The organism is Nocardioides sp., assembly GCF_030149505.1.
Taxonomy (GTDB): domain Bacteria; phylum Actinomycetota; class Actinomycetes; order Propionibacteriales; family Nocardioidaceae; genus Nocardioides.
This window is the reverse complement of the sequence record NZ_JASBRN010000063.1, coordinates 15471-35858: the sequence shown is the minus strand read 5'-3', so window position 1 is coordinate 35858 and position 20388 is coordinate 15471. Positions and strand designations below refer to the sequence as shown.

General features: G+C 72.3%; 17 protein-coding genes. 12 read left to right on the top strand and 5 right to left on the bottom strand.

The features are described 5' to 3' along the window. Nucleotides 1-8: 8 nt before the first annotated feature. Nucleotides 9-719 (bottom strand): MBL fold metallo-hydrolase, encoded by a 711-nt coding sequence (locus Q1V71_RS13810; protein ID WP_300644461.1) that lies wholly within the window; start codon nucleotides 717-719, stop codon nucleotides 9-11. A 210-nt stretch (nucleotides 720-929) separates the two neighbouring features. Here Q1V71_RS13810 and uvrA point away from each other — a divergent pair, with 210 nt between their 5' ends. The 11 genes from uvrA to Q1V71_RS13755 all read left to right on the top strand — a co-directional run bounded on the left by uvrA (nucleotide 930) and on the right by Q1V71_RS13755 (nucleotide 13502). Beyond that, nucleotides 930-4004: an excinuclease ABC subunit UvrA gene (gene uvrA, locus Q1V71_RS13805; RefSeq protein WP_300644460.1), complete on the top strand. Its 3075-nt coding sequence runs from the start codon at nucleotides 930-932 to the stop codon at nucleotides 4002-4004. A 67-nt stretch (nucleotides 4005-4071) separates the two neighbouring features. Next, nucleotides 4072-4578, top strand: a complete 507-nt coding sequence (locus tag Q1V71_RS13800; protein ID WP_300644458.1) for a Rieske (2Fe-2S) protein — start codon at nucleotides 4072-4074, stop codon at nucleotides 4576-4578. 95 nt (nucleotides 4579-4673) lie between these two features. Continuing rightward, the gene (uvrC, locus tag Q1V71_RS13795; protein ID WP_300644456.1) at nucleotides 4674-6686 is read left to right on the top strand and encodes an excinuclease ABC subunit UvrC; all 2013 of its coding nucleotides are present in this window, start codon (nucleotides 4674-4676) and stop codon (nucleotides 6684-6686) included. A gap of 2 nt (nucleotides 6687-6688) precedes the next feature. After that, a complete protein-coding gene (gene rapZ, locus Q1V71_RS13790) occupies nucleotides 6689-7579 on the top strand; it encodes an RNase adapter RapZ (protein ID WP_300644454.1) in 891 nt (296 codons plus the stop codon). A gap of 7 nt (nucleotides 7580-7586) precedes the next feature. Then, nucleotides 7587-8633, top strand: a complete 1047-nt coding sequence (gene yvcK, locus Q1V71_RS13785) for a uridine diphosphate-N-acetylglucosamine-binding protein YvcK (RefSeq protein ID WP_300644452.1) — start codon at nucleotides 7587-7589, stop codon at nucleotides 8631-8633. Nucleotides 8634-8655: 22 nt separating this feature from the next. After that, nucleotides 8656-9642: a DNA-binding protein WhiA gene (gene whiA, locus Q1V71_RS13780; RefSeq protein WP_300644451.1), complete on the top strand. Its 987-nt coding sequence runs from the start codon at nucleotides 8656-8658 to the stop codon at nucleotides 9640-9642. 182 nt (nucleotides 9643-9824) lie between these two features. After that, nucleotides 9825-10820, top strand: coding sequence for a type I glyceraldehyde-3-phosphate dehydrogenase (gene gap / locus Q1V71_RS13775; protein ID WP_300644450.1), 996 nt, complete (start codon nucleotides 9825-9827; stop codon nucleotides 10818-10820). A gap of 2 nt (nucleotides 10821-10822) precedes the next feature. Further along, nucleotides 10823-12028, top strand: coding sequence for a phosphoglycerate kinase (pgk, locus tag Q1V71_RS13770; RefSeq protein ID WP_300644449.1), 1206 nt, complete (start codon nucleotides 10823-10825; stop codon nucleotides 12026-12028). Between the two features lie 7 nt (nucleotides 12029-12035). Next, nucleotides 12036-12833 carry a triose-phosphate isomerase gene (gene tpiA / locus Q1V71_RS13765; protein ID WP_300644447.1) on the top strand — a complete coding sequence of 266 codons (798 nt, stop codon included), beginning with the start codon at nucleotides 12036-12038 and terminating at the stop codon, nucleotides 12831-12833. Nucleotides 12834-12882: 49 nt separating this feature from the next. Further along, nucleotides 12883-13113, top strand: coding sequence for a preprotein translocase subunit SecG (gene secG, locus Q1V71_RS13760; protein ID WP_300644445.1), 231 nt, complete (start codon nucleotides 12883-12885; stop codon nucleotides 13111-13113). Nucleotides 13114-13142: 29 nt separating this feature from the next. After that, nucleotides 13143-13502: an RNA polymerase-binding protein RbpA gene (locus Q1V71_RS13755; RefSeq protein WP_300644442.1), complete on the top strand. Its 360-nt coding sequence runs from the start codon at nucleotides 13143-13145 to the stop codon at nucleotides 13500-13502. Between the two features lie 8 nt (nucleotides 13503-13510). Here the strand turns inward: Q1V71_RS13755 and pgl are convergent, their stop codons facing one another. The 4 genes from pgl to tkt all read right to left on the bottom strand — a co-directional run bounded on the left by pgl (nucleotide 13511) and on the right by tkt (nucleotide 19235). Next, nucleotides 13511-14266: a 6-phosphogluconolactonase gene (pgl, locus tag Q1V71_RS13750; protein ID WP_300644441.1), complete on the bottom strand. Its 756-nt coding sequence runs from the start codon at nucleotides 14264-14266 to the stop codon at nucleotides 13511-13513. Then, nucleotides 14263-15930 carry a glucose-6-phosphate isomerase gene (gene pgi, locus Q1V71_RS13745; RefSeq protein WP_300644440.1) on the bottom strand — a complete coding sequence of 556 codons (1668 nt, stop codon included), beginning with the start codon at nucleotides 15928-15930 and terminating at the stop codon, nucleotides 14263-14265. The genes pgl and pgi overlap by 4 nt, the downstream gene beginning before the upstream one ends. Then, nucleotides 15927-17033 carry a transaldolase gene (tal, locus tag Q1V71_RS13740; RefSeq protein WP_300644438.1) on the bottom strand — a complete coding sequence of 369 codons (1107 nt, stop codon included), beginning with the start codon at nucleotides 17031-17033 and terminating at the stop codon, nucleotides 15927-15929. The genes pgi and tal overlap by 4 nt, the downstream gene beginning before the upstream one ends. A gap of 96 nt (nucleotides 17034-17129) precedes the next feature. Beyond that, the gene (gene tkt / locus Q1V71_RS13735) at nucleotides 17130-19235 is read right to left on the bottom strand and encodes a transketolase (RefSeq protein ID WP_300644437.1); all 2106 of its coding nucleotides are present in this window, start codon (nucleotides 19233-19235) and stop codon (nucleotides 17130-17132) included. A gap of 132 nt (nucleotides 19236-19367) precedes the next feature. On the opposite strand from tkt, the gene Q1V71_RS13730 reads away from it, so the two are divergent. Next, a complete protein-coding gene (locus Q1V71_RS13730; RefSeq protein WP_300644435.1) occupies nucleotides 19368-20324 on the top strand; it encodes a heme o synthase in 957 nt (318 codons plus the stop codon). Nucleotides 20325-20388: the final 64 nt, after the last annotated feature.

Sequence of the window (20388 nt, the reverse complement as noted above, 5' to 3'; positions counted from 1 at the left end):
GGCGCGGCTCACCAGCCGCGCTCGCGCCACTCCGCCAGGTGCGGGCGCTGCTCGCCCAGCGTGGAGTCACCGCCATGACCGGGGTAGAACCACGTGTCGTCGGGCAGCGTGCCGAAGATCTTCTCCTCGACCTCGTCGATGAGCTGGGCGAAGGCGTCGGCGTCCCCGAAGGTCGCGCCGACGCCGCCGGGGAAGAGCGAGTCGCCGGTGAACAGGTGGGTGCCGCCGTCGGCCGTGCGGTGCACGAGTGCCACCGAGCCCGGCGTGTGCCCCGCGATCGCCAGCACCTCCAGCTCGCAGCTGCCCACGGTGACGGCGTCCCCGTGGGCGAGACGACGGTCCACGGCCACCCCCGTCTGCTCGGTGACGGCGTCGGCGTCCGGCTCGCCCACGAGGACGCTCGCGCCGGTGGCCGCGACCACCTCCGCGAGCGCGCGGTGGTGGTCCCAGTGCTGGTGGGTGGTGACGACGGTGGCCAGGCCCCCGTCGCCGAGGAGCTCGAGCAGCGCGGGCGCCTCGCTGGCCGCGTCGACCAGGAGCTGCTCACCGGTCTCGGTGCAGCGCAGCAGGTAGCAGTTGTTGCTCATCTGGGGGTCCACCGCGAGCTTGGTCAGCCGGAGGCAGCCGAGGTCGCGCACCTGCGGGGGTCCACCGGGGGTCACGTCGCCGTCGTAGGAGTCGTCGCTTATCTGGTCGCCGCGTCCGGGAGTCGTGTGCACGCTCACATCCTGCAGGGCGACCGGAGGGAACGCGAGGCTCCGCGCGGGTGTTCCGGTCACTGTCGGCGCTGCGTGAGATGGTGCCCGACGGGCCTCGACCGGCGAACGTGCCGGGGCCCGACGTACGATGACGAACACGTGTTCGAGCGGCTCCGACGGGGCCGGGACCTCGGGCGCGACCGACCGGGCCCGACCCGAGGAGACCTCCCTGTGGCCGACCAGCTGATCATCCGTGGCGCGCGCGAGCACAACCTCAAGGACGTCTCGATCGACCTGCCGCGCGACTCCCTGATCGTCTTCACGGGCCTCTCGGGCAGCGGCAAGTCCTCGCTGGCCTTCGACACGATCTTCGCCGAGGGACAGCGGCGCTACGTCGAGTCGCTCTCGGCGTACGCCCGGCAGTTCCTCGGCCAGATGGACAAGCCCGACGTCGACTTCATCGAGGGCCTCTCGCCCGCGGTCTCGATCGACCAGAAGTCCACCTCGCGCAACCCGCGCTCGACCGTGGGCACGATCACCGAGGTCTACGACTACCTCCGCCTGCTGTACGCGCGCGCCGGTCGCCCGCACTGCCCGACGTGCGGCGCACCGATCGAGCGGCAGACCCCCCAGCAGATCGTCGACCGGGTCCTGACGCTGGAGGAGGGGCGACGCTTCCAGGTCCTCGCGCCCGTCATCCGCGGCCGCAAGGGGGAGTACGTCGAGCTCTTCGGCCAGCTCCAGACCCAGGGCTTCTCCCGCGTGCGCGTCGACGGCGAGACCCACTCCCTCGACAAGCCGCCCTCGCTAGACAAGAAGCTCAAGCACACCATCGAGGTCGTCGTCGACCGGCTCGCGGTCAAGGAGTCGGCCAAGCGTCGGCTCACGGACTCCGTCGAGACCGCGCTCGGCCTCTCCGGGGGTCTGGTCGTCCTCGACTTCGTCGACCTCCCGGAGGACGACGAGCACCGCGAGATGCGGTTCAGCGAGAAGATGGCCTGTCCCAACGAGCACACCATCGACGTCGACGAGCTGGAGCCCCGCTCGTTCTCCTTCAACTCCCCGTTCGGCGCGTGCCCGGCCTGCACCGGCCTCGGCACCCGGATGGAGGTCGACCCCGAGCTGGTGGTCCCCAACCCCTCCGCCACCCTCGGCGAGGGCGCCATCCAGCCGTGGTCGCACGCGCACGTGTCGGACTACTTCCTGCGCCTGCTCGGCGCGCTCGGGGACGAGGTCGGCTTCGACCTCAACACGCCGTGGGAGGACCTCTCGGTCAAGGCGCAGCGCTCGATCCTCGACGGCCACGGCAGCCGCGTGCACGTCGTCACGCGTAACCGCTACGGGCGCGAGCGCGCCTACTTCGCCGACTTCGAGGGCGTGCGCGCCTACGTCGAGCGCCGGCACCGCGAAGCCGAGTCGGACACCAGCCGCGAGCGCTTCGAGTCGTTCATGCGCGAGGTTCCGTGCCCGACCTGCCAGGGCTCGCGCCTCAAAGCGGTCTCGCAGTCGGTGACGCTCCAGTCGTCCTCGGGCGAGCGCAAGGGCATCGCCGACGTCTGCCGCCTGCCGATCAACGAGTCGGCGTCCTTCCTCGCCGACCTCGAGATGACCGCCCGCGAGCGCCAGATCGGCGAGCAGGTGCTCAAGGAGATCCACGAGCGGCTGCGCTTCCTGCTCGACGTGGGCCTGGACTACCTCTCCCTCGACCGCGCCTCCGGCTCGCTGTCCGGCGGCGAGGCGCAGCGCATCCGGCTGGCCACGCAGATCGGTGCCGGCCTGGTCGGCGTCCTCTACGTCCTCGACGAGCCCTCGATCGGGCTGCACCAGCGCGACAACCACCGGTTGATCGAGACCCTCGTGCGACTCAAGGACCTCGGCAACACCCTCATCGTCGTCGAGCACGACGAGGACACCATCAAGGTCGCCGACTGGATCGTCGACATCGGCCCCGGGGCCGGTGAGCACGGGGGCCAGGTCGTCCACAGCGGCACCGTCCCCGAGCTGCTCGCCCACCCCGACTCCGTCACCGGGCAGTACCTCTCCGGTCGCCGGGAGATCCCCGTGCCCGCCGTGCGCCGTCCGCGCACCGTCGGGCGCGAGCTCACGGTCCTGGGTGCGCGCGAGCACAACCTGCGCGACGTCGACGTGACCTTCCCGCTGGGGCTCTTCGTCGCCGTCACGGGCGTCTCCGGCTCCGGCAAGTCGACGTTGGTCAACGACATCCTCTACACCTCGCTGGCCAAGCAGCTCTACAACGCCCGCACCCTCCCGGGGCGGCACCGCGCGATCACCGGCCTCGAGCACGTCGACAAGGTCATCCACGTCGACCAGTCGCCGATCGGTCGCACCCCGCGGTCCAACCCCGCGACGTACACCGGCGTCTTCGACCACGTCCGGAAGCTCTTCGCGGCCACGCCGGAGGCGAAGATGCGCGGCTACCTCCAGGGGCGCTTCTCGTTCAACGTCAAGGGCGGGCGCTGCGAGGCGTGCGCGGGCGACGGCACGATCAAGATCGAGATGAACTTCCTCCCGGACGTCTACGTCCCGTGCGAGGTCTGCCACGGCGCCCGCTACAACCGCGAGACGCTCGAGGTGCACTACAAGGGCAAGACGATCGCCGAGGTCCTCGACATGCCGATCGAGGAGGCGGTGGAGTTCTTCGCCGCCGTCCCCGCGATCGCGCGTCACCTGAAGACCCTCGTCGAGGTGGGCCTGGGGTACGTCCGGCTCGGCCAGCCCGCCACCACGCTGTCCGGTGGCGAGGCCCAGCGGGTCAAGCTGTCGGCCGAGCTGCAGAAGCGCTCCACCGGACGCACCGTCTACGTCCTCGACGAGCCGACCACCGGCCTGCACTTCGAGGACATCCGCAAGCTGCTGCTGGTGCTCGGGCGCCTGGTCGACCAGGGCAACACGGTCTTGGTGATCGAGCACAACCTCGACGTCATCAAGACCGCGGACTGGCTGGTCGACATGGGACCGGAGGGCGGCTCGCGCGGCGGCACCGTCGTGGCCGAGGGCACCCCCGAGCAGGTCGCCGCCCACCCCGAGAGCCACACGGGCCGGTTCCTGGCGCCGCTGCTGGAGGGACGCGAGGCCGAGCAGCCCGAGGCACCGCTGCCGGCCGAGTCGGCACCCGCCGCCGTACGCGCGACCCGCCGGCAGGCGGCCCAGCGCACCGCCAACGAGCGGGCCGCCGAGAAGCGGACCGCGACGACGAAGGCGACGGCGAGGAAGGCTCCTGCCGCCAGGACGACAGCGAAGAAGACGGCTGCGAAGAAGTCGGCGGGCAAGCGGGCTGCGGGGTAGCGGCGAGGCCCGTTCGGGTGTGGGTCGGCTGGCTAGGCTCGCCGCACCATCCCCCGAGAGGACCACGATGAGCGAGCGCACCCAGGCCACGGACCAGCCCACCCAGCCCGTCGCGGGCACCCGGCTCTCGCGCCGCCACGCCCTGACCGGGGTGGCGGGCGTCGGCATCGGCGTGCCGCTCCTGGCCGCTTGCGGCGGCGAGGAGAACGCCGTGGACCCGCAGGCCGCGACCACCCAGACCCCGGCGACGCCCCAGGCGCCTGCCGAGGGCGAGACCGCCGAGGCCGCGTCCTCCTTCGCCTCGACCGCCGACGTCCCCGTGGGCGGCGGCGCGGTCTTCCCCGACGAGGGCCTGGTCGTGACGCAGCCCAGCGACGGCGAGTTCCTCGGCTTCTCCATCACCTGCCCCCACCAGGGGTGCCCGGTCGACCGGGTCACCGAGGAGGGCATCGTCTGCCCGTGCCACGGCTCGGTCTTCGACCTGGCGTCCGGTGCCCCGACGGCGGGTCCGGCCCAGTCGCCGCTCGGCGCCGTCCAGCTGCGGATCCAGGGCACCGACATCTCCCGCGCCTGACCGGCTCTCCCGGCCCCCTGTCGCCCCACCCCACGGCCGTCGGGCACGGGTGCACCACCCGGCCCGGTGTCGGCGCGCACTCGTAGGCTGGGCCGGTGCCCTCCCGACCCGCCCGCCGCACCACCCGAGGGCCACTGTCGTATCGTCCCGAGCCCGGCTCGATCCCCACGAAGCCGGGGGTCTACCGGTTCCGGGACGCGCAGGGCCGGGTCATCTACGTCGGGAAGGCCAAGAGCCTGCGGGCCCGGCTGTCGTCGTACTTCCAGGACGTCGCCAACCTGCACCAGCGCACGGCCACCATGGTCACGACCGCGGCGTCGGTGGAGTGGACGGTGGTCAACACCGAGGTCGAGGCGCTGCAGCTGGAGTACTCCTGGATCAAGGAGTTCGACCCCCGGTTCAACGTCAAGTACCGCGACGACAAGTCCTACCCCTGGCTGGCGGTGACCGTCGGCGAGGAGTTCCCCCGGGTCATGGTCGGGCGGGGGGCCAAGCGCCGCGGCACGCGCTACTTCGGGCCCTACTCCCATGCCTGGGCGATCCGCGAGACCGTCGACATCCTGCTGCGGGTCTTCCCGATGCGCTCGTGCTCCAACGGGGTCTTCAAGCGCTCCGCGCAGGTGGGCCGGCCCTGCCTGCTGGGCTACATCGACAAGTGCTCGGCGCCCTGTGTGGGCAACGTGTCCGCAGAGGAGCACCGCGCGATCGTGGAGGACTTCTGCGACTTCATGGGCGGTCAGACCCGGCCCTTCATCCGGCGCATCGAGAAGGAGATGTACGCCGCGAGCGACGCCCTCGACTTCGAGAAGGCCGCCCGGCTGCGTGACGACCTCGGCGCGATGCAGCGCGCCCTGGAGAAGCAGGCCGTGGTCCTCGGCGACGGCGCCGACGCCGACGTGATCGCATTGGCCGAGGACCCGCTCGAGGTCGCGGTGCAGGTCTTCTACGTCCGCGGTGGGCGCATCCGTGGCCAGCGGGGGTGGGTCGCGGACCGGATGGACGAGGGCGAGACCCCCGACCTGGTGGAGAACTTCCTCCTCCAGCTCTACGCCGGCGACCCCGACTCCATCCCGCGCGAGGTGCTGGTGCCCGCCCTCCCGCCGGACGCCGAGACCCTCGAGGAACTGCTGGGCGACCTGCGGGGGAGCCGGGTGCGGATCCGGGTGCCGCAGCGCGGCGACAAGCGCACCCTCGCCGAGACGGTGGCCACCAACGCCGCCCAGGCACTGGCGCTGCACAAGACCAAGCGGGCCAGCGACCTCACCACTCGCAACCGGGCGCTGGAGGAGATCCAGCAGGCCCTCGAGCTCGACGACGTCCCGCTGCGGATCGAGTGCTACGACGTCTCCAACCTCCAGGGCACCGAGGTCGTGGCCTCCATGGTGGTCTTCGAGGACGGCCTGCCCCGCAAGGGGGAGTACCGCAAGTTCGTCATCCGCGGCGTCGACGGGCAGAACGACGTCGCGTCGATGCACGAGGTGATCACGCGACGCTTCCGCCGGCTGCTGGACGAGCAGGCCCGCTCCGAGCTGCGCCCCGGCGACGAGACGTCCGGCCCGATGCTGGTCGACCCCGAGACCGGACGGCCCCGCAAGTTCGCCTACGCATCCGGTCTCGTGGTCGTCGACGGCGGTCCGCCGCAGGTGGCCGCGGCCCAGCAGGCGCTGGACGAGCTCGGCATCGACGACATCCCGGTCGTGGGCCTGGCCAAGCGGCTGGAGGAGGTGTGGGTGCCGGGCGAGGAGGACCCGGTGATCCTGCCGCGCAGCAGCGAGGGCCTCTACCTCCTGCAGCGGGTCCGCGACGAGGCCCACCGCTTCGCCATCACCCACCACCGCAACCGGCGCTCGAAGTCGATGGTGGAGTCCGTGCTCGACGACGTGCCCGGCCTCGGCGAGGTGCGCCGGCGGACGCTGATGAAGCACTTCGGCTCGCTGAAGAAGCTGCGCGAGGCCGACGTCGAGGAGCTGGCGCAGGTCCCCGGCATCGGCGTGCGCACGGCCGAGGCGATCAAGCAGGCGGTCGCCCCGCAGGGGAGCGGCGCGGACGGGTCCGGCCCTACGGTGATCTCGGTCAACACGGCGACCGGCGAGATCGAGGAGCAGTGAGCATGGCTGGAGGCAGCGAGACCGAGCAGGGGCAGGCCGGCGGCCCGCTGGTGGTCGTCACCGGCATGACCGGAGCCGGTCGCAGCACCGCGGCCAAGGAGCTCGAGGACCTCGGCTACTACGTGGTCGACAACCTCCCGCCGTCGCTGCTGCGCGACGTGGTGCGCCTGGTCGACGAGTCCCGCGGCCCCCAGCAGCCGATCGCCGTGGTCGTCGACGTCCGGTCGGGCTCGTTCTTCGGGACGCTGCAGGCCAACCTCGCCCACGGTGCCACTGGGCGCCGGGCCACCCTGGTCTTCCTCGAGGCCACCGACGAGGTCCTCGTGCGCCGCCAGGAGGCCGCCCGTCGGCCGCACCCGCTCCAGGGCACCGGCCGGCTCCTCGACGGGCTCGAGCGCGAGCGCGCGGTGCTCTCGGACCTGCGCGGGGGCGCCGACCTGCTCATCGACACCTCCGCCCTCAACGTCCACCAGCTCACCGCGCGCATCCGCGAGTCGTTCGGCACCGAGGAGTCGACCCGGCTCCACATCCGCGTCGTCAGCTTCGGCTTCAAGTACGGCATCCCCGTGGACGCCGACTACGTCGCCGACATGCGCTTCCTGCCCAACCCCCACTGGATCCCGGAGCTGAGGCCCGGCACCGGGCGGGACGCCGAGGTGGCGTCGTACGTCCTCTCGCAGCCGGGGGCGGCGGAGTTCCTCGACGCCTACGTGCCGGTGCTCACCGGTGTGGCCGAGGGCTACCTCCGTGAGGGCAAGCGCTTCATGCGCGTGGCCGTCGGGTGCACGGGTGGCAAGCACCGCAGCGTGGCGATGACGGAGGAGATCACGCGCCGGCTCTGCGCGCTGGGCCACCACGCGACCGCGACCCACCGTGACCTCGGGCGGGAGTGAGGTCGACGTGCCCTCCTCCCTCGACCGCGCGCAGGCGGTCGTGGCCCTCGGCGGCGGCCACGGCCTGCACGCCTCGCTACGCGCCCTGCGCCACCTCGTGGACGACGTGGTGGTCGACGACCTGACCGCGATCGTCACCGTCGCGGACAACGGCGGCTCGTCGGGACGGCTGCGCGGGGAGTTCGGCGTGCTGCCTCCCGGCGACCTGCGGATGGCCCTGGCCGCCCTGTGTGGCGAGGACGAGTGGGGCCGCACCTGGGAGGGCGTCCTCCAGCACCGCTTCGCCGGCGACGGCGAGATGAACGGCCACGTCGTGGGCAACCTGCTCATCGTCGCCCTGTGGGAGCAGCTCGGGGACCACGTGGCGGCCCTCGACATCGTCGGACGCCTGCTGGGGGCCAAGGGCCGGGTGCTGCCGATGGCGCTGTGCCCGATGGACATCCACGCCGACGTCCGCGGGCTCGACCCGCAGGACCCCGACGCGCTGCAGGTGGTGCACGGGCAGGTCGAGGTCGCCACGACGGAGGGGGTCATCACCGGCGTCCGCCTCGAGCCGCCGGCCCCGCCGACGAGCCCGGACGCGCTGGCCGCCCTCGCCGCGGCCGACTGGGTCTTCCTCGGCCCGGGCTCGTGGTTCTCCTCGGTGATCCCGCACCTGCTCGTCCCCGACCTGCGTGACGCCCTGGCACGCACCTCCGCCCGGGCCGTCGTGGTGCTCAACCTCGCCGAGCAACCGGGGGAGACCGGGGGGTTCGGGCCCGCCGACCACCTGGCGGTCCTGCTCGAGCACGCGCCCGACCTGGCGGTGCACACGGTGCTCGCGGACCGTCGCACGGTGGAGACCGCCGGGTCCGAGGCTGCGTGGCACCTCGAGGAGACCGTCGCCGCGGCCGGGGCGCGGCTCGTGCTGGCCGACGTGGCGGCGGCGGACGGCTCACCGCGGCACGACCCCCGGCGGCTCGCCGACGCCTACGAGCAGGTCATGGCGGGTGCCGACGTCGCGGCCGACGCGGGTGCCGACCCGGGGCCCGGAGGTCCCGCCGAGGGTCGTTGACGCGCGTGCGAGGATCGGCCGCATGGCGATGACGGCGCAGGTCAAGGCGGAGCTGGCGAGCACCCCCATCACCAAGACCTGCTGCCGGAAGGCGGAGGTCGCCTCCATGCTCCGCTTCGCCGGCGGGCTGCACATCGTGAGCGGTCGGATCGTCGTCGAGGCGGAGCTGGACACCGGCGCCGCCGCGCGCCGGCTGCGCAAGGACGTCTCCGAGGTCTACAACGCCCACTCCGACGTGGTGATGGTGCAGGGCAACGGGCTGCGCAAGGGCAGCCGCTACATCGTCCGAGTGGTCCGCGACGGCGAGGCCCTCGCCCGCCAGACCGGCCTGCTCGACCAGCGCGGTCGCCCCGTGCGCGGTCTGCCTCCTGCGGTGGTGTCCGGCGGCGGCTGCGACGCCGTCGCGGCGTGGCGGGGTGCCTTCCTGGCGCACGGCTCGCTCACCGAGCCCGGCCGCTCGTCCTCGCTCGAGGTCACCTGCCCCGGCTCGGAGGCCGCCCTGGCGCTGGTGGGCGTGGCCCGGCGCCTCGGCATCTCCGCCAAGGCGCGCGAGGTCCGCGGTGTCGACCGCGTGGTGATCCGCGACGGCGACGCGATCGGGCAGCTGCTGACCCGGCTGGGTGCCCACGAGTCGCTCATGGCCTGGGAGGAGCGGCGGATGCGCCGCGAGGTCCGGGCCACCGCCAACCGGCTGGCCAACTTCGACGACGCCAACCTGCGGCGCTCCGCCCGGGCCGCGGTCGCCGCCGGTGCACGGGTCGAGCGGGCCCTGGAGATCCTCGGCGACGAGGTCCCCGACCACCTCAAGCTCGCCGGCAGCCTCCGGGTCGAGCACAAGCAGGCCTCGCTCGAGGAGCTCGGACAGCTGCACGAGCCGGTGCTCACCAAGGATGCCATCGCCGGACGCATCCGCCGCCTGCTCGCCATGGCCGACAAGCGCGCCGAGGAGCTCGGGATCCCCGACACCGAGGCCTCCCTCACCCCGGAGATGCTCGCCGAGGACGCCTGAGGGCTCCCGGCCACGGGTGCGCACGGGCCGCACGACGGCCTACCCGTCGGTATCCCGAGACGGGGTGCACCCGAGGCCTGCCGAACCGTGACAGCCGCTAGGGTGGCCGCGGCCGGGTGACTGAACGCCCGGGAACGCCGTCGAGGCGGGCGACCGAACGCTCGCCACCCAGAGGAGCAGTTATGACCGTGCGCGTAGGCATCAACGGATTCGGCCGCATCGGCCGCAACTTCTTCCGGGCCGTCGCGGCCTCGGGCGCCGACGTCGAGATCGTCGGGATCAACGACCTCACCGACAACGCCGTGCTGGCGCACCTGCTGAAGTACGACTCCATCCTCGGTGTCATGCCCGAGGACGTCGAGTCGACCGGCGACGCCATCGTCGTGGGCGGCCGCGAGATCAAGGTGAGTTCCGAGCGCGAGCCCGGCAACCTCGGCTGGGGCGACCTGGGCGTCGACGTCGTCGTGGAGTCCACCGGCTTCTTCACCGACGCCACCAAGGCCAAGGCCCACGTGGACGCCGGCGCGAAGAAGGTCATCATCTCGGCCCCCGCCTCCAACGAGGACATCACCATCGTGATGGGCGTCAACCACGAGCTCTACGACCCCGCCGCGCACACGGTCATCTCCAACGCCTCGTGCACCACCAACTGCCTGGCTCCCATGGCCAAGGCGCTCCACGACGCCATCGGCATCAACAAGGGCCTGATGACGACGATCCACGCGTACACCGCGGACCAGAACCTGCAGGACAACATCCACAAGGACCTGCGCCGCGCCCGGGCCGCCGCGATCAACATCGTGCCGACCTCCACCGGCGCCGCGAAGGCCATCGGCCTGGTCCTGCCTGAGCTCAAGGGCAAGCTCGACGGCTACGCGCTCCGCGTGCCCACCCCGACCGGCTCGCTGACCGACCTGTCCTTCGAGGCCTCCCGCGAGACCTCGGTCGAGGAGGTCAACGCCGCGGTCGAGGCCGCCGCCGACGGCCGCTTCCTGCGCTACTCCACCGCGCCGATCGTCTCCTCCGACATCGTCACCGACCCGGCCTCGTGCATCTTCGACGCCCCGCTGACCAAGGTCCTGGGCAACCAGGTCAAGGTGGCCGGCTGGTACGACAACGAGTGGGGCTACTCCAACCGCCTCGTGGACCTCATCGGCTTCGTCGGCGAGACCCTCTGAGGATGACGTCGCTCGACCAGCTGCTGGAAGCCGGCGTCGCCGGCAAGCGGGTCCTCGTCCGCTCCGACCTGAACGTCCCGCTCGACGGGTCACGGATCACGGACGACGGGCGCATCCGCGCCAGCGTCCCGACCATCCGGCGGCTCGCCGAGGCCGGTGCCCGCGTCGTGGTGACCGCCCACCTGGGTCGCCCGAAGGGCGCCCCCGAGGAGCGGTACTCCCTGGCCCCGGTGGCCGCCCGCCTCGGCGAGCTGCTCGGCGCCGACGTCGCGTTCGCCCGCGACACGGTGGGGGAGTCGGCGCACGAGACCGTGGCCACGCTCGAGGACGGCCAGGTCGCCCTGCTGGAGAACGTCCGCTTCAACGCGGGCGAGACCAGCAAGGACGACGGTGAGCGGGCCGCGTTCGCCCGGCAGCTGGCCGACCTCGCCGACGCCTTCGTCTCCGACGGCTTCGGCGTGGTCCACCGCAAGCAGGCGAGCGTGTACGACGTCGCCCAGCTGCTCCCCAGCGCCATGGGCACCCTCGTGGCCACCGAGATCGACATGCTGCGGCGCCTCACCGACTCCCCGGAGCGGCCCTACGCCGTGGTGCTGGGCGGCTCGAAGGTCTCCGACAAGCTCGGTGTCATCGACAACCTGCTGGGCAAGGCCGACAGGCTGCTCATCGGCGGCGGCATGGTCTTCACGTTCCTCAAGGCCCAGGGCCACGAGGTCGGCAGGAGCCTGCTCGAGGAGGACCAGCTCGACACGTGCCGGGAGTACCTCGCCCGCGCCGAGGAGCTCGGGGTGCAGATCCTGCTCCCGGGCGACGTCGTGGTCGACACCGAGTTCCCCTCGGGCGACCGCGAGCCGCAGCCTCGGGTCGTGCCGGCCACGGAGATCCCGGCCGACTGCCTGGGTCTCGACATCGGGCCCGCCGCAGGAGCCGACTTCGCCGCGGCGCTCGCCGACGCGCGGACCGTGTTCTGGAACGGCCCGATGGGGGTCTTCGAGGTGCCGCAGTTCGCCGACGGCACCCGGGCGGTCGCCGAGGCCCTCACCCGCACCGAGGGACTGTCCGTCGTGGGCGGGGGCGACTCGGCTGCCGCCGTACGCGCCCTCGGGTTCGACGAGGCCGCCTTCGGCCACATCTCCACCGGTGGCGGAGCCAGCCTGGAGTACCTCGAGGGCAAGTCCCTCCCCGGCATCGACGTCCTGGAAGGCTGACGCACACATGGCACCTGCTGCACGCACCCCACTGATGGCCGGCAACTGGAAGGCGAACCTCAACCACCAGGAGGCCGTCGTCTTGGTGCAGAAGCTCGCCTGGACCCTGTCGGACAAGAAGCACGACCACGCCAAGGCCGAGGTCCTCGTGGTCCCCCCGTTCACCGACCTGCGCTCGGTGCAGACGCTCGTCGACGGCGACCGCCTCCCCATCAAGTACGGCGCCCAGGACTGCTCCGCGCACGACGGCGGCGCCTACACCGGTGAGATCCCGGTGAGCATGCTGGCCAAGCTCGGCTGCTCCTACGTCGTGCTCGGTCACTCCGAGCGCCGGGAGCACCACCACGAGGACGACGCCCTGGTCAGCGCCAAGGCCCACAAGGCGGTCGCCGCCGGCCTGGTCCCGATCGTGTGCGTCGGTGAGGGCCTCGAGGTCCGCCAGGCGGGGGAGCACGTCGCGCACACCCTGGCGCAGGTCGACGGGTCGCTCGCGGGGTTCACCGCGGAGCAGGTCGCCGCCATGGTCGTGGCCTACGAGCCCGTCTGGGCCATCGGCACCGGTGAGGTCGCCACCCCCGAGGACGCCCAGGAGGTCTGCGGCGCGATCCGGGCCCGGGTGCGCGAGGTGCACGGCGACGAGGCGGCCGACGCGCTGCGCATCCTCTACGGCGGGTCGGTCAAGGCCGCCAACGTGGGCGCGATCATGGCGCAGCCCGACGTCGACGGCTGCCTGGTCGGCGGAGCCAGCCTGCAGGCCGACGAGTTCGGCGCGATCTGCCGCTTCTACGACATGCCGGTCCTGTGACGCGGCCCGCCGCGGCCACCGCCCCCTCGATCACGTAGGATCACCGCTCGTGGAACTGCTCTTCACCATCATCCTGATGATCACCAGCGCGCTGATGATCCTGCTGGTGCTCCTGCACAAGGGCCGCGGCGGCGGTCTCTCCGACATGTTCGGCGGCGGCGTCTCCAGCTCGCTCGGCGGATCGTCGGTGGCGGAGCGCAACCTCGACCGACTCACCGTCGGCATCGGTGGCATCTGGTTCGCCACCGTCATCGCGCTGGGCCTCCTGCTCGCCTACTGACCCTCTCGGGCCCGACGAAGGAGACAACCGTGGCTGGTGCTGGAAACGCGATCCGGGGAAGCCGGGTCGGAGCCGGTCCGATGGGCGAGGCGGAGCGCGGTGAGGCCGCGCCCCGACAGACCGTCGCCTACTTCTGCTCCAACGAGCACCGCGTGGTCGTGGCGTTCGCGATCGAGGCCCAGGCCCCCGAGTCGTGGGACTGCCCCAAGTGCGGCCTCCCGGCCAGCCTGGACTGCGACAATCCGCCGCCGGCGCCCAAGACCGAGCCCTACAAGACGCACCTCGCCTACGTGAAGGAGCGGCGCTCGGACAAGGAGGCGGCCGACATCCTCGACGAGGCCCTCGCCCTCCTGCGCTCGCGCCGCAAGTCCGGCGACCTCATCTTCTGACCCTCCGGTCAGAGACGCGAGGCGGCGTCTCGGTCGAGGAACCAGACGGTCTGCTCGCGGCCCGCGGCACCGACGGCGGGCACCTCGTCGACCGGGGGGACGTCCGTGCCGTCCTGGGACAGGGCGCCGGCCAGCGCACGCGCCACGGCCTCGGCCTTGCCCTCGCCACTGACGAGGAACCACGTGGCACGCGTGCGGTTGAGGGCGCGGTAGGTCAGCGAGACGCGCTCCGGCGGCGGCTTGGGGGAGCCGGTGACGCCGACGACGTCGACGTCGGTGGCGTGCACCTGGGGGTGGCCGGGGAAGAGCGAGGCGATGTGCGCGTCCGGGCCGACGCCCAGCATCACGACGTCGAAGCCGTCGGTTGCGTGCCCCGCCAGCTCCGCGGCGTACGCCGTCGCCGCCTCGTCGACGTCGGCGGCCGGCTCCGTGGACGCGACCTCGTGGACCATCCCGGCGGGCACGCCGAGCTCGTCGATGAAGGCCGCCCTGGCCTGGCCGGCGTTGCGGTCGGGCGAGTCGTGCGGGACGAACCGCTCGTCGCCCCACCACAGGTGCACGCGGTCCCAGTCGACGCCGGAGCCGGGGGAGAGCCGGGCGACCTCGCGGTGCACGGCCTCGGCGATCGTGCCCCCGGTCAGGACGACCTGGGGATCGCGTCCTGCGGCCTGCACCTCGGCGAGCGTGCGCAGCAGCGCGCCGGCGACGGTGGTGGCGAGCGCAGGTGCGGTGTCGAGGACCTCGATCCGCGCCGTGCCGCTCACGAACGGTTCCGCAGGTAGTAATCGACCAGACCGCGGGTCGAGGGATCCTGCTCGGCGAGCACCTCGCGGTCGCCGGCCAGCGCAGGACCGAGCTCGGTCGCCAGCTGCTTGCCCAGCTCCACGCCCCACTGGTCGAAGCTGTCGATGCCCCAGACCACGCCCTGCGTGAAGGTGACGTGCTCGTAGAGCGCGACCAGCTGGCCCAGCACCGACGGCGTGAGCCGCGGCGCCATGATCGACGTGGTGGGTCGGTTGCCGGCGAAGACACGCGCGGGAACCACCGCCTCGTCCGTGCCCTCGGCGCGCACCTCGTCGGCGGTCTTGCCGAACGCCAGGGCCCGAGTCTGGGCCACGAAGTTGGCCAGCAGCAGCTCGTGCACGTCCTGCTCCCGCCCGTCGACGCTGTCGGTGAGCGGGTAGGACGGCTGGGCGAAGGCGATGAAGTCGGCGGGCACGACCTGCGTCCCCTGGTGGAGCAGCTGGTAGAAGGCGTGCTGGCCGTTGGTGCCCGGCTCGCCCCAGAAGACCTCGCCGGTGCCGGCGGTGACCGGGCTGCCGTCCCAGCGCACGCTCTTGCCGTTGGACTCCATCGTCAGCTGCTGGAGGTAGGCGGGGAACCGGTGCAGCAGCTGGGCGTAGGGCAGCACGGCGTGGGTGCGGCAGCCGAGGAAGTCGGAGTACCAGACGTTGAGCAGCCCCATGAGGACCGGCACGTTGGCCTCCAGCGGCGCCGTCCGGAAGTGCTCGTCCACGGCGTGCATCCCGGCCAGCAGGTCACGGAACGCGTCGGGACCGACGGCCAGGACCAGCGAGGTCCCGATCGCGGAGTCCAGCGAGTAGCGTCCGCCCACCCAGTCCCAGAACCCGAACGCGTTCTCGGGGTCGATCCCGAAGTCCGCGACCTTGTCCAGGGCGGTGCTGACGGCCACGAAGTGCCGCGCCACGGCGGTGTCCCGCACGTCCTCCGGCAGCCCGTCGAGCAGCCAGGACCGGCACAGCCGCGCGTTGGTGAGGGTCTCCAGGGTCCCGAAGGTCTTGGAGGAGACCACGAAGAGCGTCGTCTCGGGGTCCAGGCCGGCCAGCGTCGTCGCGGCGTCGGTGGGGTCGATGTTGGAGAGGAACCGACACACCGGCCCGTCGGCGTACGGCGCCAGCGCCTCGTAGGCCATGACCGGACCGAGGTCGGAGCCACCGATCCCGATGTTGACCACCGTCTCGATCCGCCGACCGGTCGAGCCGGTCCACGCACCGGACCGGACCTGCTCGGCGAAGGCGAAGACCCGGTCGAGGACGTCGTGGACCTCGGGCACCACGTCGGTGCCGTCCACGACCAGCGAGGCCTCGCGCGGCAGGCGCAGGGCCGTGTGGAGCACGGCCCGGTCCTCGGTGGCGTTCACCCGCTCGCCGCGCAGCATCGCGTCGCGCCGCGCCTCCACCCCGACCTGACGCGCGAGGTCGAGCAGCGCGCCGAGGACGGTGTCGGTGAGGAGGTTCTTCGACAGGTCCACGCGGAGGTCGGCCACCTCGTGGGTGAACCGACCCACCCGAGCCGGGTCCTCGGCGAACCAGCCGCGGAGGTCCGGCTCGAGCGTGCCCGCGAGGATGGTCAGCCGCGACCAGGCCGCGGTGGACGTGGGGTCGACCGGGGCCTGTGCGCCGCTCACGCGCGCGCCTTCTCCATCTGGCCCTCGACGGTCTCGACGAGCTCGCCCCACGAGGCGACGAACTTCTCCACGCCCTCGGTCTCGAGCGAGGCGATCACGTCGTCCCAGTCGACCCCCTGGGCGCGTACGGCGTCGATCAGCTGCTGCGCCTCGGCGGCCCGTCCGGTGACCTGGTCGCCGTCGAGCTCGCCGTGGTCGGCGAACGCCTGCATCGTCTTCTCGGGCATCGTGTTGACCGTGTCGGCCACGACCAGGTCGGTGACGTAGAGCGTGTCGGCGTAGTCGGGGTTCTTGACCCCCGTGGAGGCCCACAGCGGCCGCTGGGCGTTCGCACCGGCCTCGGCCAACCGGCGCCACCGGTCCGAGGCGACGACCTCCTCGTACGCCGCGTAGGCCACCCGCGCGTTGGCGACCGCGGCGCGGCCGCGCAGGGCGAGGGCGTCGTCGGTGCCGATCGCCTCCAGCCGCTTGTCGACCTCGGAGTCCACGCGCGAGACGAAGAACGAGGCCACCGAGCGGATCGTCGACAGGTCGATGCCCGCCTCGTGCGCCTGCTCGAGCCCGGTGAGGTAGGCGTCCATGACCTCGCGGTAGCGCTCGACGCCGAAGATGAGGGTCACGTTGACGCTGATGCCCTCGGCCGTGACCGCCGTGATCGCCGGCAGACCGGCGCGGGTGGCGGGGATCTTGATCAGCACGTTGGAGCGGTCGACGGCCTTCCACAGCGCCCTGGCCGAGGCGATGGTGCCCTCGGTGTCGTGGGCGAGGTCCGGCTCGACCTCGATGGAGACCCGCCCGTCGTGCGCGGTGCGCGCGGCCACCGGCGCCAGGACGTCGCAGGCGTTGCGGACGTCCTCGGTGGTCAGCTCGAAGATCACGCGGTCGACGGGCTCCCCGGCCTCGACGAGCGAGCGGACCTGCTCGTCGTAGCGCTCGCCGTCGGCGATCGCGCCGGCGAAGATCGTCGGGTTGGTCGTGACGCCGACCACCGAGCTGGTCTCGACGAGCTCGGCGAGACCGCCGCTCTCGATCCGCTCGCGTGACAGGTCGTCGAGCCAGATGGACACCCCGGCGTCAGCCAGGGCCTTCAGTCGCTCACTCATGGGATCCTCCCGTTGGATCGGTGGTCGAGTCGCTGCGGTGTGGTGCTCTGCCTGGGTCGCCGGCCGAGGCGGCCGGCGGTGTCGCCGGGTCCGCGTTCAGCGGGCCGCGTCGATGCTGCTGCGGGCCGCGTCGACCACGGCCTGCGCGGTCATCCCGAACTCGGTGTAGAGCCGCTGGTAGTCGGCGGAGGCGCCGTAGTGGTCGATGGAGACGATCCGGCCGGCGTCGCCGACGTACTCCCGCCAGCCCTGCTTCACGCCGGCCTCCACGGAGACGCGGGCCTTGACCTGGGGCGGGAGGACGGTGTCGCGGTAGGCCTGGTCCTGGGCCTCGAACCACTCCACGCACGGCATCGAGACCACGCGGGCGGCCACCCCGGACTCGGCGAGCACGCGGCGGGCCTCGACCGCGATCTGCACCTCGGAGCCAGTGGCGATGAGCACCACCTCGGGCTCGCCGTCGCTGTCGAGCAGGACGTAGCCGCCGCGCTCGACGCCCTCGGCGGAGCCCCAGCGCTCGCCGTCGACGGTGCCGCGCGGGAAGACCGGGACGTTCTGGCGGGTCAGGGCCAGCGCGGCCGGGCGGTCGGTGTGGCGCAGCAGCGTCGCCCAGGCGACCGCCACCTCGTTGGCGTCCGCCGGGCGGATGACGTCGAGGCTGGGCATCGCGCGCAGCGAGGCGATGTGCTCGACCGGCTGGTGCGTGGGGCCGTCCTCGCCCAGGCCGATGGAGTCGTGGGTCCACACGTAGGTGACCGGCAGCTTTGAGAGCGCCGCGACGCGGACGGCTCCGCGCATGTAGTCGGAGAAGGTGAGGAAGGTCCCACCGAAGACGCGGGTCAGGCGGTCGGCGGCGATGCCGTTCATGATCGCGCCCATGCCGTGCTCGCGGATGCCGAAGTGCAGCACGCGTCCCTGGAACGGGTCGGCCTCGTAGCCCTCGGCGCCGTTGTCGGCCGGGAGGAAGGAGGGCGCGCCCTTGATGGTGGTGTTGTTGGAGCCGGCGAGGTCGGCCGAGCCGCCCCACAGCTCGGGCATCACGCCGGCGATGGCGTTGATGACCTGCCCGGAGGCCGAGCGGGTGGCGACACCCTTGGCGTCGGCCTCGAAGGTCGGCAGCGCCTCGACGAGCCCGACGGGGAGCTCGCGGCGCTTGAGCCGGTGCAGGAGCTCGGCGCGGTCGGGGTTCGCTGCGGCCCAGGCGGCGTACGCCTCGTCCCACTGCTTGCCCCATGCCGCGCCGCGCTCGCGCAGGGCCCGGGTGTGGGCCAGGACGTCCTCGGGGACCTCGAAGTGCTGCTCGGGGTCGAAGCCGAGCACCTTCTTGGTGGCCGCGACCTCCTCGGCGCCCAGGGCGCTGCCGTGGGCGGCCTCGGTGCCCTGCGCGTTGGGCGCGGGCCAGGCGATGATCGTGTCGAGGACGACGAGCGACGGCTTGTCGGTGACCTCGGCGGCGGCGCGCACAGCGTCGTAGAGCGCGTGCACGTCCTCCTTGTACGTCGTGCCGCCCTGGGTCCAGTCGACGACCTGCACGTGCCAGCCGTAGGCCTCGTAGCGGGCGGCGACGTCCTCGGTGAAGGCGACGTCGGTGTCGCCCTCGATGGAGATCCGGTTGCGGTCGTAGACCACGGTCAGGTTGCCGAGCTGCTGAGTGCCGGCGATCGAGGACGCCTCACCGCTGACGCCCTCCTGGAGGTCGCCGTCGGAGCACAGGACGTAGACCTGGTGGTCGAAGAGGCTCTCGCCAGCGGGCGCCTCGGGGTCGAGCAGCCCGTGCACGCGGCGGGCGGACATCGCCATGCCGACCGCGTTGGCGACACCCTGGCCCAGGGGACCGGTGGTGACCTCGACGCCTGCGGTGTGGCCCAGCTCGGGGTGACCGGGGGTCTTCGAGCCCCACGTGCGCAGGGCCTGCAGGTCGGAGAGCTCGAGGCCGAAGCCGCCGAGGAAGAGCTGCGTGTAGAGCGTGATGCTCGAGTGGCCGCAGCTGAGCACGAAGCGGTCGCGGGCGATCCACTCCGGGTCGGCCGGGTCGTGCCGCATGACCTTCTGGAACAGCAGGTACGCCGCCGGCGCCAGGCTCATGGCCGTGCCGGGGTGACCGTTCCCCACCTTCTGCACGGCGTCCATCGCCAGCACGCGGGCAGTGTCCACCGCCCGGTCGTCGACGTCGGTCCAGTCCAGCTGCGGGCTGAGGGTCACGTGGTTCCTTCCAGGGGGCGGGGGAGCCTGGTCGCAGGCGGCCACGAGCCTACTCGTGCCGGGCAGTAGACTTCGAGGCGCACCCGCACGTCTCACCCGACTGCACCCCGAACCCATCCAGAGGGGCTCTCCGTGACCCACGTCGGCCAGCCGGCCGCTGCCTCGCAGTGGCACGAGCCGACCCCTGACCACGGGGGCGCCACGTGGCGCGACGTCGTCGCGGCGTACGTCGGGCTGACCAAGCCCCGGGTGATCGAGCTGCTCCTGCTCACCACCGTGCCGGTCATGTTCTTCGCCGCGCGCGGGGTGCCGCCGCTGGGACTGGTGGTGGCGACCGTCGTCGGTGGCACCTTCTCCGCGGGCTCCGCGTCGGTCTTCAACTGCGTCTACGACCGCGACATCGACGAGCAGATGCGGCGCACCCGGCGACGGGCCCTCCCGCGACACATCGTCAGCCCCCGGGCGGCGCTGGTCTTCGGCTCGGTGCTCGGCGTGCTGTCGGTGGTCGTGCTCGCGGTGTGGGTGAACACGCTGTCGGCGGTGCTGGCCGTGGCGGCCGAGGCGTTCTACGTCTTCGTCTACACGATGGTGCTCAAGCGCCGCACGACGCAGAACATCGTGTGGGGCGGCCTCGCCGGGTGCTTCCCGGCCCTCATCGGCTGGACCGCGGTCACCGGCGAGCTCGCCTGGACCCCGGTCGTCCTCTTCGCCGTGGTCTTCTTCTGGACCCCGCCGCACACGTGGGCGCTCGCGCTGCGCTACCGCGAGGACTACGCCAACGTCGACGTGCCCATGCTCCCGGTGGTGGCCTCGGCCCATGCCGTCGCCCGGCAGGTCGTGGCCTACTCGTGGGTCATGGTCGCCACCTCGCTGCTGCTGTGGCCGGTGGCGGGCACGGGCCCGGTCTACCCGGTCGCCGCCGTGCTGCTCGGTGCGGTCTTCCTCGTCGAGGCACACCGGCTGCTCGGGCGGACACGGGGGAGCGAGGACCTGTCGGTGATCAACCCGATGCGCCTCTTCCACGCCTCCAACCTCTACCTCAGCCTGCTCTTCGTGGCCGTCGCGCTGGAACCGCTGCTCCTCGGCTGACCTCCCCTGCACGGCCCCCTCGTAGCCCTCGCCACGACGGATTGGTCGAGGGCCCCGTGAGATG

What these genes read in the sequence shown, in the direction of transcription:
- tpiA (WP_300644447.1), top strand. Translation starts at nt 12,036, where the DNA reads ATGGCACCTGCTGCACGCACCCCACTGATGGCCGGCAACTGGAAGGCG.
- Q1V71_RS13800 (WP_300644458.1), top strand. Translation starts at nt 4,072, where the DNA reads ATGAGCGAGCGCACCCAGGCCACGGACCAGCCCACCCAGCCCGTCGCG.
- gap (WP_300644450.1), top strand. Translation starts at nt 9,825, where the DNA reads ATGACCGTGCGCGTAGGCATCAACGGATTCGGCCGCATCGGCCGCAAC.
- whiA (WP_300644451.1), top strand. Translation starts at nt 8,656, where the DNA reads ATGGCGATGACGGCGCAGGTCAAGGCGGAGCTGGCGAGCACCCCCATC.
- tal (WP_300644438.1), bottom strand. Translation starts at nt 17,033, where the DNA reads ATGAGTGAGCGACTGAAGGCCCTGGCTGACGCCGGGGTGTCCATCTGG.
- rapZ (WP_300644454.1), top strand. Translation starts at nt 6,689, where the DNA reads ATGGCTGGAGGCAGCGAGACCGAGCAGGGGCAGGCCGGCGGCCCGCTG.
- pgk (WP_300644449.1), top strand. Translation starts at nt 10,823, where the DNA reads ATGACGTCGCTCGACCAGCTGCTGGAAGCCGGCGTCGCCGGCAAGCGG.